Here is an 11,109-nt window from a genome sequence, read left to right on the forward strand (position 1 = left end):
TCAGCTCATCCCTTCCATGGTTAGTGGTTTGTCAAATATACACCTTAAGGAGAGCACAGATGACTAGAGCGACATCTTTTAAGAGGGGGGGGGTGATGCTGGCAGTGGCACTAGGAGGTATCCTCTTTTCCCAAAGTTTGACAGAGGATCAGCAAATTCTCATCACTTCTGACGCTTTTCATCGGGGAGATTTTGCTGCGGCTAAACAAGGCTATTTGCACCTTTATAAGGAAACCAACAATATCTTGTACGCCAAAGAGGCAGCCGTTTCTGCGGCAAGTTTGGGCGATATTAACACAGCTGTCAAATTGGCCATGCTCTACAGAAAAATTACCAAAGACAAGACTGATGTCTCCATCAATAAGATTTTGGTGGATAATTACATCCAAACAGGTCAAACCGATAAGGCAATTGCCCTTTTAGAAAGCATCCGTCGTGAAGATAAATCCTTGATGTTGGATGATGTGCTGGGTTCCTTGTACCTCAGCCAAAAGCGTTATGACAAAGCCTTTTCTCTACTCAACAAACTTTATAATCAGACTCATAGCGAAGATAGCTTGGAGAAGTTGATCACTATCTACTTCATGCAAAATAGTCACCAAGAGGCAGTTAATCTTCTCAGCTCCCATCTCAAGGATTATGGTTGCTCACCTGATTTATGCCAACGCGCCTACAATACCCTTATTCAGTCCAATGAATTACAAAGAGCCAAGGATATCTTTGGCACTCTTTATGAAAAAGACCCTGTCGTGCAAAATGCTCAACTTTACATTGCCGTCCTAGTAGCGCTCAAGGAATTTAATACGGCACAAAAGATTGCACAAAATTATCCCTTTGATCGCCGCCTACTCCTAGACCTTTATACGGCGCAAAAGAAATTTGCTTTAGCTGCCAAACAAGCTAGTCTTATTTACAATGAGAAAAAGGATCCCAGTTTTCTTGCTCTGGAAGCGATTTACACATACGAGCATCTCAACACGATTCACACTCCTCCTAAAAAATCTGAAATCATCAAAATCACGCAGAAACTGGAGCGAGCCATCGTGGAACGCACGCAGAATCTCAAACGCACTAAGGAAAGCCTGAATACCCAGGATGCGTTTTTCTATAACTTTTTGGGTTATTCTCTCATCGATTATGACCTAGACATCAAAAAGGGCATTGCCTATGTCAAGACAGCCCTTCAGCTTGAACCCGATTCGGTCTTTTATTTGGATTCTCTAGCGTGGGGATACTATAAACTGGGTCAATGTGCGCAGGCTAAAGACACCTTTGCTAAGATTGATAGCGCAGAGCTCAAAGGTCAGTCAGAACTCCAAGAGCATGCTAGCGCAATTGCCAAATGCCACTAGATTTAGACGCTCTTAAGACCTATCTAACCACCAAACAGACTCTTACGCCTATGGAGGTGTTGGGGCGGAGTTTAGCTTACAATCCTTATGTTCCTAGATTAAGTGGCAATGACCTGAAGCGCGTGCAGGCCACTCCGCACAAACTCGTGAGCTTAGATGCCAGCATGGATTTAGAACTCTTACTCACCCGCTTAAACGGGATTCATGAGGCTAGGGCCCTCCTCATAGACTTCACGCCCCTCTACACCCATGGCATGCCTGCTTTGGAAAGTTTAGACTTATTAGGCTACATCCGCCGTTTGAGTCCTCAACCCCTAATTCACAAGGATTATTTTTTAGACCCCTACCAACTTTTGGAGAGCGCAATCCATGGCGCTGATGCGGTGGTTTTGGATGCGCAGCTTTTGGGGATAGAGCTCAAAAACATGTGCGCTTATGCGTCGCGTTTGGGTCTATTGAGTGTTGTATATGTGCGCTCTAAAGCAGACCTCAAGGCAAGTATTTTAGCCAAGGCGAATGCCCTCTATTTGGGTGAAAACTTTGCTGCCCTCTTAGAAATAACTCCGCAGCGCTGCACCATTCTTAAGGACACAGACCCACTCTGCTCAGATGATGCTTATGGAGTAGATGGTCTGGTAATTTGATCATATTCTGAGGGTCTTATCCTCTGTTCTAGGCTCAGATCGCTGTCTAGTGTTGACATACTCCCCATAGCTAAAGCTAGAGCTTTACGGCGCAAGTAGTCATTTCCGATGTTTGCCGGCGTGAACCTAATTTGACATTCATAGATGATCACTCCACACAAGGGAGCATGCTAGCATAAATTCTTATAAAGAATTATATAATGAGAAGTTTTACCTTAACGCCCTGACAATATTCATGCGAGAATAAGTCTTTCAACATCAGGAATGCGATAGTGAGGGGTGTTGTTTGTAGGCAAAGATAGGTACATTGTATTTGTTAGGATTTCTGCCAAAAATGGCACAAATTTATGGTAGAATGCCTTAACATATCTTTTCACTGATTTTAATTATCATTTTAAGTATTTAGAAATAGATAAGGGGGCTTAATGAATTTTAAGACCAAGATTTCTCTCACATTTGCGGTGTTACTACTGGTCAGTTTCAGCGTTACAGCTGGAATTCTCAGTTATACGATGTATCATCGACTCACAACATCATCTAAGGATCGTCTCAAAGAGTTGACATCCATGCTGGCCTATTCTGTCAATGGCTGGGATGAAGCAATCAGGACTGCCGTGAACAGCACCGCCCAGCAATTAGAAAAACTGGATTTGCACGATGCCAAGCGCATCCACGAGATCTTGAGCTATGTGCAGTATGGCATGGATTCGACAGATATCCATGTTGGTTTTGAAGATGGGAGTATGATCAAATTGGTGGGAAATGCTCCTAAGGACTATGACCCGCGCAAGCGCGATTGGTATCAGCAGGCCAAAGCCGCTAACCATAAACTCGTGGTCACACATCCCTACCTAGATCTTTTTACTAATCGCTTGGTAGTTTCTTATAGCATTGCGCTTTATCAAGATGGCGTTTTTAAAGGGGTGTTGGGCTCGGATATCCCCCTCACTTATGTGCAAGAGAGTGCTAAAGAATATTCTTCAGAGGGGATTCGAATCCATTTTGTCGATCCTGGTGGATATGTTCTAGGATCGAGCACCTTGGAGCAGGGCAAGCAATTACAGACCATATATCCACAAGCACTAGCACTGATTAACCGCATTCTCTCCACACAACATGGCTTGGTCGAGACCAATGTAGATAAAGTGCCTAAATACTATGTATGGGACACAGCACCTGGATTTAGTTGGAGAATTTTGGCCGTTAGCAATAAAAATTTTGTGCTTAAAGACCTGGATACGATCCAAAGGACCTTGTTGATCATCTCCTTTGTCTCCTTAATTGTTTCGATTGTCTTGATCTTGATTATCACCAATCTTCTCTTTAAGCCTTTGAAGCAGCTCACGCAACTTATCCAGGCACTTGCCTCTAAGGATGGGGATTTAACCGAACGCCTGGCTGTAAAAGGTAAGGATGAAATCGGAACCATTTCTAGGAGTGTGAATGTATTCTTAGAAAAAACCCATGGAGTTATCTCCACCATCAAGCATAATAGCACGCAAAATACCCAGATTGCGTGCACCTTGCAAGAGAGTTCGGAAGCTGTTTCATGTAATGCCCGAGAGGAAGAACAACGCATTCAGGTTGTTGTGCATAATGGAGAGAGCGTGGTTGCTAATATTTTAAGTGGGGCTGACAATGCCGCTAAAAATAGCGACAATCTTGTCAATACCAGCCATACTCTAGAAGAAGTGCGTGCTAAGATTGAAGAGTTTAGTACAAATTTGAGCAACAATGCCCGTCTAGGTGTACAGTGTTCTAACAAACTTGAGCAGGCATCTTACGACACTGAAGAAATCAAAAAAGTATTGACCATTATCGCTGATATTGCCGATCAGACCAATTTACTCGCTCTTAATGCTGCGATCGAAGCGGCGCGCGCGGGTGAGCATGGGCGAGGTTTCGCTGTAGTGGCTGATGAAGTGCGTAAGCTCGCCGAAAAAACACAATCTAGCTTGAGTGAAATCCATAGCACGATCAACGGAGTTGTGCAAAGTGTCACTGATATTAGCAAGGACCTGCACAGCAATGCGCAAGAAATTGTCAAGGTTTCAGAAGCTGCCCACAGTCTGCAGGATGTAGTAGATAGTAATGTGCAAGGAATCCAGGGGATCATTAAGACAACTATTGAAGATGTGCAGGCATTCAAAGAGGTGGCACAACTGACTCGAGGCATTATGGAAGAAATCCAGAAAATTGGGGAATTGACCGCCTCTAATCAAAAGAGTGTGCGCGCAGTCGCGCAGGCAAGCGTTTCGTTGAGCAAAACTGCTGAGATTTTTGATTATGAGCTCAGCAAGTTCAAAGTTTAACGCAATCCTTAAGGAGTTTTCGTGAAAGCGTATTGGTATGCGATGCCTCTGGTAATCTTGCTTAGTGCATGCAGTGTTTACCAGGGACCAGATGCCCTATCTGACTTTAAAGAAGGGGATGTGCAGGGCAGGATAGGGGAAGAAAACAAGCATCATAAGCAAACTGAAAAGGCAAAGTCTGAGAGGGAATCGCCTCGAGTGGAAACCCAAAAGCCCCAAGAATCCCAAGAGCCTAAACCAGTTCAACAGGACAGAATTAAGGAGGAATTAGCGCCTCTGGAGGCCACTCTAAAACAGCTCAGTGCGCTAGTGGCTGCCAATACGCAGAAAGTAGATGCTTTGAATAAACAACTAGCACAACAGCGCACGCCTCCTCCAGCGCCTCCAAAATCCGCCCAAGATTCCCCACCAACACCAGACCAAGAAACAAATCTTTGGGAATCCGTGAATTTCAAACAGGGCGCACAATCCAAGGCCAAGATCAAAACCAACCATTTTTTAATGGGCTATGGTTCAAGCAATATGGCAACTGCAGAAAGTGATGAGAATTCCAAAGAGAATGCTTATTTTGACGCTAGACGGATGCTTGCATTTTCCATTTACCAAAAGTTCATCTGGGCTTTGGGTAGAAAACAACTCAGATCGGATAATCTCAAAAGTATTTTACTTTTCAGCATTGATAAGGCGATTGATAGTCCAGAGATTTTCAAAGAGAGGAGATATCTTACCCTTCCCTCCTATGATAAGGTCATTGCCCTGCTCATCGTTGATGCACATGTGCTCGATCGGATCAAGCAACTCGCACAACTTCAATACACTTTCAGCGCAGCCCAAAGACATGCCATTGACCGATTAATCCACGACATGCAAAATGAGGACATTTTAATACCTCTCTTGCGCTAAGCCCTTGGCTTTAGCTAGGGGAGTGTGTTTTAAACAATCCTAGGATTTTATAAGGGTATTTCAATAACATGGTTCCCCAATGGGCTTTAATCCCATTCTCTTGGCATGCGCGCAAATTCTCTTGATTAGCAATCCACAAACTTTTTAACCCCCTTGTGCTCACCCCCCCCACGCCCATTTTCACCCACACTTGTGGCACATACACCACCTTGAGACCCCCTACATACAGAGTGCGTAATAAAAACTCATAATCAGCGGAGATTTTATAGTCAATCTTATAGCCCCCAAAGTGTTCATACACCCCTTTACGCACAAAAAGTGTAGGATGTGCGGGCACCCTGCCATAAAAAAACCCTTTCTTACTAAATTCCCCACTGACATAATGACGCACAATGCGATCGTCCTTAACATACACTAAGTCTGCGTAGACCATCTGCGCCTCTGGATTGCTCTCAAATGTCTGCACCACTTGAGCTAATACTCCAGGGTGGGCATAGATGTCATCGCTATTTAAAATCCCAATGATCTCCCCTCGCGCGCGCGCAATGCCCTTATTCATGGCATCATAAAGTCCCCTATCTGGTTCACTCACAAAGCTTAAATGCTGGGCATAACGCTGGATAATCTCTAAACTCCCATCCACACTCCCCCCATCTATAATGCAGTATTCTAGGGGGCGATAATTCTGACCTAATACACTTTGGATCGTGGCTTCTAAAGTTTTGACTCCATTGAGCACCACACTGATAATGCTGAGTGTCACAAGTAAGCCCCGATCTGCTCTCGATCCTTGGCTTCCAAACTCCAGTTGAGCGCCCCTTCCAAAAGGGTTTGGTAGCTAACAGGGTTCAAATTTTCTAAAAGCTGTTTTAGTCTCATTTCATCTTTGGGATCAAAGATATGTCCGTTGACCCCCTCTTGTACCAACACCTGCGCCCCGCAAGCTGCACTCACCAATACAGGTAAACCCACGGCTAAAGCCTCCTCCACCACCAGACCCCAAGGTTCACGCAAACTTGGCAGGATCAAAACATCGTGCGCACACAAGAGCGTGTTTAGGTGCGTGTTTTTCACTGCTCCCAAAAAACACACATTTGAGCTCGCTGCGCTTTTTAATTTCTCTTCTAGCTCACCCGTGCCTACAAGACTTAAAGAGAGATGGGGCAACTGAGCAAATACACGCAGTAAAAATTCTAAATTTTTTACGGATGTCAAGCGTGCGATACAGATAAATTTCTGGCTATACGGACGCTGATCTCTGCGACTTGTAGGGGAGTTGATGACCCCTACCCCATGCGTAGTTTTTAACACACCTTTAAAGTGCAAGGCCTTTAGTAAATCAGCATGCAAGTGTGAACAGACAAGGGCATGGCTAACGCGCCTTAAAAAGAGGCGTTTGAGCCACGACTTAAGCCCGCTTGTAGTGCTTTCTATAATGCTTGACTCTACTACCACCCCATTACAAGATTTGGGAGTCAAAAATGCTCCTGCCCAAAACTCTATACAATCCCACCCTCCAATCAAAAGCCGTTTGTGGGGTTTTTGCCTTAAAATTTGGGCTATTTTTAAGAGATTGCTCAATACCGGGCGTTGTTGCAGTGCCCCCTCAAAGAGCACACTATAATCAAAACGCGCCTTTTCTAGGGTGTTAAAATCCTTAGAGCGCACTTCTTGGGTGTATTGGGCTAAAAACACCACACAAATTTTTAGGGATTTGACCAACTCATTGTAAAGATTGACTTTATAAAAGACGGGTAGGGGGGTTATAATTAAGTAATCTAGTGTTTGCCCCGCCATCCTAAAGCCTTTTTAATGTAGAACTTAGCCAAAATCCACCCCTCTATAGCTTTGAGAACCAAAGGCGCAGCGATCTTGTTCTTGCGCTTGATATATGCCCATTCTTTAAAAATCTCCAACTCTTTATGTGTGCCTAGCCCATCATCACGCCATCTTGCTAAGACATTTTCTTTGGCTAAAAAAGAGGGGAAGTTATGATAAGCGCGCAAAAGATGTTCATAATCCATGCTAAAAATTAAGTCTTCATCAAAGAGACCATAGGTACTAAAATAATCCCGATGGGTCAAAAGCCCTTGATGGTGGATCATTTTGAAACGCAATGAGTTTTTATCAAAATTTTTGAGATAATCAGAAGTGTAGAGCATATTTCCTTGTTTATCTACACGCACCACCCGTGCACTAATGAGTGTTCCCCCCCCCCCCCCGCACGCCTGCCATCACCTCTTGTAAGGCATTAGGGGCGACAAACCCGTCTCCATCACCCTGAAAATTCATATAATCCCCAAAGCTTAGACGCACCCCCTTATTAAACGCTTCGGCAATTCCCCTATCTTTTTGACTGATAAAGTAGTCAATGCGATCAGATAAATGTTTTAAAATCTCCAAAGTGCCATCGCTAGAGCCCCCATCAATCACCAAGCACTCTAAATTGTCATAACTTTGGTTAAAAATGCTCTGCAAGGTTGCCTCTAAGCCTTCTTGACTATTCAAAGTCGCTAAAATGACACTCACTAGGGGTTGCTGAGGGTGGCTTTGTTTAAAATACCCCGTTGTTCTCAAGCCCCCTTGAATGTCTGTACCAGAAAGGGGATAAGTGATATAACGCGTAAAGATTTGGTTCTGCTCCAAGCTAGGAGGCTTTTTATAAAGCATTCTTGTGGTGCTAAAGCGCGCATCTAGGCATTCAAATTCCATGTAATACCTCCTCGTATAAACCCACTATCCTTTGCGATACCACGCTTTCGCTAAAATGCTCCAGCACATGTACGCGGGCGTTGGCACAAAGTTTAGGATAGTCAGGGGTGTTTAGCACCCATTCAATGCCTGTTTTTAGATCATGCGTGTCAAAGGGAGTGGCTAGATAGCCGCTCTCTTGGTGTTTGACCAAATCTCTTAATCCCGATACAGCGAAGGCTACTACGGGCGTATTGCAGGACAAGCTTTCCATTGCCGTATAACCCAAGGCCTCTTGGCGACTGGGCACAATGAGCACATCTAGGGCGTTGTAGAGGGCGATTAAGCTTGCATTGTCTTTAAGTGTACCTAGATAATGGACCTTAAAGGGTAAATTAAACATATGTGCGCTTGCACCAAAGACCACCAATTCTATCTGCGTAGACTCTAGTTTTTGCAGAGCCTCTAGCAGAAGATCACAACCTTTAATAGGATTGTCTATCTCCATCGCTCCAAACCCCACTAATTTTTTAGAGGTATTCAAGCCTAGCAAACTACGGCAGACAGATTTATCGAGGGGTTTGTAAGTTTGCGTATCAATGGGATTAGGGATCACCACATGGGTTTTATCTTTTAAAAGCGCGCTTTGGGCAGCACACCTAGAAATCCAAGAACTCACCCCCACAATGCACAAATGGGGGATTTTTGCATATGCCCTTTCTTTCATGCCAAAACCAAAAGTAGCTAAATCGCGCTCGAAAGGGCTATTTAAAATACAGGAATGTTTATAGGTGTGTTCATTATCGTCGTTATAGTAGTGATCTCCGCCCGTGAAAGCCCACATGTCATGCAAACTCCATACTAAGGGCGCATTGATTTCAGGCAGATCTCTTAGAGGCAGGATTCCACGCCCTAGCCAATGCAAATGCACGATGTCGGGTTTTAGGGCGTTGAGCGCATTCACCACCTCGCTAAAGGGCAACCAACCTAAATTAAAAGTGCCTTTTTTGCGTTTGGGATAAAGCAAGATCGGGGCTTTGTCTAAATAAGGGCGCACTAGAGCCCAAAGTTTGCCTAGGCGTGTTTGAGGGTGCAAAATGCGATCATCTACCACTCCGCCCCGTGTGTCCTGCACCCACACGAAGCTATCTACCCCCTCCTTTAAAAGCGCGCTATGTAAGCGCAAACACGCGCGCGCTGCCCCTCCGGTGAGCGTAGCGTTGAGGTGAATAACTTTCATGATTTGCTTAACTTTTAAGTTCTGTAGGGTGTTTTAAAATCAGGTTGATCAGCTCTCTTAGTGCGCCCTGTCCTCCCTGTGTGTTTAAGAGAATGATCCCCGGTAAAGCCTTTAGGCTCTCTTGAGCGTTTTGCACGCAGGCTTTTAGCCCCACTTGCTCCAAAAGAGGTAGATCGTTAACATCATCGCCCACATAAGCCACTTGCTCCAAGCTAATCCCCTCTTTAGCACAAATTTCACGCGCAGCCTCTAATTTGCCCTGCGGGCTACAGCCTTGATAAAGATAATCTAATTTGAGTTTCTTAGCGCGGTGTTCCACAATGGGTGTAATTTCACCAGTAAGAATACCTGTTTTAATACCGGCTGCTTTAAGTAGCTCAAAACCAATCCCATCGGCCACGCTGAATTTTTTAAATTGCTGGCCATTTTCTAAGTAATACATTCCCCCATCTGTCAAAGTCCCATCGCAATCACATAAAAACACCTTAACCTGGCGCATGGCATTCCTTTAGTCTGAACAATAGAGGGTATTCTAGCACAGCTAAAGGTTAAAAACGCTGGGGGGGAATTAGTCGTTTAAAGCGCAGTTGGCGCGCAAAATGGATCAAGGAACGCTTTTCTTTGGCTTTGATCTTGTAAGAAATACCTCTAAGATAGTCTAAAATCTGTTCTCTTGAAAGTCCGCTTTCTAGGGCTCGCTTTTCTAAAATATAGTGGGGGATTTTAACCTTCTGGCGCACAAAGACCTGGGCAATGCGTTGATAGAAGGCATGGTGGCGATTTGCGCAGAGTCGCCCAAAGACAAAGGGGAGACCGCTTTTAGCATACCAAAGCGTGGCTAGGTCCTTAAAATTTCCATGTGCACTTCTGTGGTAGTGGCGCAAGGCCTTATCTCCAATGAGGACGCGCCCTCTTAAACCTAAGACTTGAGCAAGTGCGTTAGAAGTAGCCGATTCTTTATCCTGATTTGGGGGCTGGCGCAATACCAACACACTGCGCACTTCTTGGCATGCTACAATCCCGCAAGCAAGCGCATAAGGGGCGTTAAAACTCACAATGGAGGAAATGAAGCCTGCATCGATGCGTTTAAAGAGAAAGTCGCGATTGAGCTTAGAGGGGTAGGTTTTTTTGAGATGTAGAAAGGTCTTAAAGCCGGGTAGACGGAGAGGATAGGCCTTAATAAAAACATCAAAAGGTAACAAATTCAAATAATCAATCTTTCCAAAACGCACACAAAACCTTTAATCTTTGCGCTATTCTACACCAAAAACACATGCACGCACCTAAATAATACTGTTCTAAGTGATCAGGCTTAAGGCAACAATTATCCCAGTAGATATGATAGCTCTACTAGTTGATTTGATAACAAACTAGCTAGTAATCAATAGGGCAGAAGCAGACATACAACAGAAGCACAACGGTCTGTTCTCTATATTTTTTTAAGACTCCTTGGCAGAAATCCCACTCGTCTTTAGCGGGTGGGATGAATGCCCCTACCCTTGATTTTCTATGTATCTTTTGATAGTTTCTGGGTTAGCTTCTCCTATGGAACAGGCAAAAAATCCATCTGTCCAAAACTTTTGTTCTTTCCAAAAATGCTTGCGTAAGAACGGGATAAATCTTGGTTCTCTCCAAACTCTATAAGTAGTCATCTGCTTGATCCGCAAGATAATGGAACTGATAGACACCCTGGGGATATACTGAATCATCAGGTGTAGATGATCTTTATCTGTCTCCATTGTTATGATGATAAAATCTGAACTTCCTCTATCTCTTCAAGCACAGACTTTATAAAAATAACCACATCTCCTACGAGCAACTTTTTTCTGTATTTACACACTAAAATCAAATGGGCTTTTAGATTATGTTTGCTCCTTATGTTTGCTCCTGTTTGTGGATAGATAGCCTTTGAGTTTGTAATGGTTTTCTTTCATAGCTCTACCTCAAAAATATTTTATAAAATTATG

At 44.0% G+C, this 11,109-nt stretch carries 11 protein-coding genes and 1 pseudogene; 4 read left to right on the forward strand and 8 right to left on the reverse strand.

Annotated elements, in window-relative coordinates; genetic code table 11:
* Positions 1-95 precede the first annotated feature (95 nt).
* The 4 genes from KCO92_RS02205 to KCO92_RS07375 all read left to right on the forward strand — a co-directional run bounded on the left by KCO92_RS02205 (position 96) and on the right by KCO92_RS07375 (position 5,211).
* Positions 96-1,352, forward strand: a complete 1,257-nt coding sequence (locus tag KCO92_RS02205; protein WP_104696053.1) for a tetratricopeptide repeat protein — start codon at positions 96-98, stop codon at positions 1,350-1,352.
* Positions 1,343-1,996, forward strand: a complete 654-nt coding sequence (locus KCO92_RS02210; RefSeq protein ID WP_104695995.1) for a beta/alpha barrel domain-containing protein — start codon at positions 1,343-1,345, stop codon at positions 1,994-1,996. The genes KCO92_RS02205 and KCO92_RS02210 overlap by 10 nt, the downstream gene beginning before the upstream one ends.
* A gap of 425 nt (positions 1,997-2,421) precedes the next feature.
* Positions 2,422-4,308, forward strand: coding sequence for a methyl-accepting chemotaxis protein (locus KCO92_RS02215; protein ID WP_158653585.1), 1,887 nt, complete (start codon positions 2,422-2,424; stop codon positions 4,306-4,308).
* Positions 4,309-4,329: 21 nt separating this feature from the next.
* Positions 4,330-5,211, forward strand: a complete 882-nt coding sequence (locus KCO92_RS07375) for a hypothetical protein (RefSeq protein WP_233710504.1) — start codon at positions 4,330-4,332, stop codon at positions 5,209-5,211.
* Positions 5,212-5,221: 10 nt separating this feature from the next.
* Here KCO92_RS07375 and KCO92_RS02225 read toward each other — a convergent pair whose 3' ends face one another.
* From KCO92_RS02225 to tnpA, 8 genes and pseudogenes are all read right to left on the reverse strand, one after another.
* A complete protein-coding gene (locus KCO92_RS02225) occupies positions 5,222-5,974 on the reverse strand; it encodes a glycosyltransferase family 2 protein (protein WP_104695994.1) in 753 nt (250 codons plus the stop codon).
* Entirely contained in the window at positions 5,971-7,008 is a 1,038-nt protein-coding gene (locus KCO92_RS02230; RefSeq protein WP_104695993.1) for a glycosyltransferase family 4 protein, read from the reverse strand. The genes KCO92_RS02225 and KCO92_RS02230 overlap by 4 nt, the downstream gene beginning before the upstream one ends.
* Entirely contained in the window at positions 6,990-7,397 is a 408-nt protein-coding gene (locus KCO92_RS07380) for a glycosyltransferase family protein (protein WP_247598900.1), read from the reverse strand. The genes KCO92_RS02230 and KCO92_RS07380 overlap by 19 nt, the downstream gene beginning before the upstream one ends.
* Before the next feature lie 10 nt (positions 7,398-7,407).
* Positions 7,408-7,923: a glycosyltransferase gene (locus tag KCO92_RS07385; RefSeq protein ID WP_233710502.1), complete on the reverse strand. Its 516-nt coding sequence runs from the start codon at positions 7,921-7,923 to the stop codon at positions 7,408-7,410.
* On the reverse strand, positions 7,913-9,142 hold the full coding sequence (locus KCO92_RS02240) for a glycosyltransferase (RefSeq protein WP_104695992.1): 1,230 nt from the start codon (positions 9,140-9,142) through the stop codon (positions 7,913-7,915). Before KCO92_RS02240 ends, KCO92_RS07385 begins: the two co-directional genes overlap by 11 nt.
* Before the next feature lie 7 nt (positions 9,143-9,149).
* Entirely contained in the window at positions 9,150-9,641 is a 492-nt protein-coding gene (locus KCO92_RS02245) for a KdsC family phosphatase (protein ID WP_104695991.1), read from the reverse strand.
* Between the two features lie 49 nt (positions 9,642-9,690).
* Complete coding sequence (locus tag KCO92_RS02250; RefSeq protein WP_104695990.1) at positions 9,691-10,374, reverse strand: MqnA/MqnD/SBP family protein; 684 nt, start codon at positions 10,372-10,374, stop codon at positions 9,691-9,693.
* 261 nt (positions 10,375-10,635) lie between these two features.
* A pseudogene (gene tnpA, locus KCO92_RS02255) lies at positions 10,636-11,076 on the reverse strand (IS200/IS605 family transposase).
* Positions 11,077-11,109 lie beyond the last annotated feature (33 nt).

This window comes from Helicobacter salomonis (assembly GCF_017979425.1).
Lineage (GTDB): Bacteria > Campylobacterota > Campylobacteria > Campylobacterales > Helicobacteraceae > Helicobacter > Helicobacter salomonis.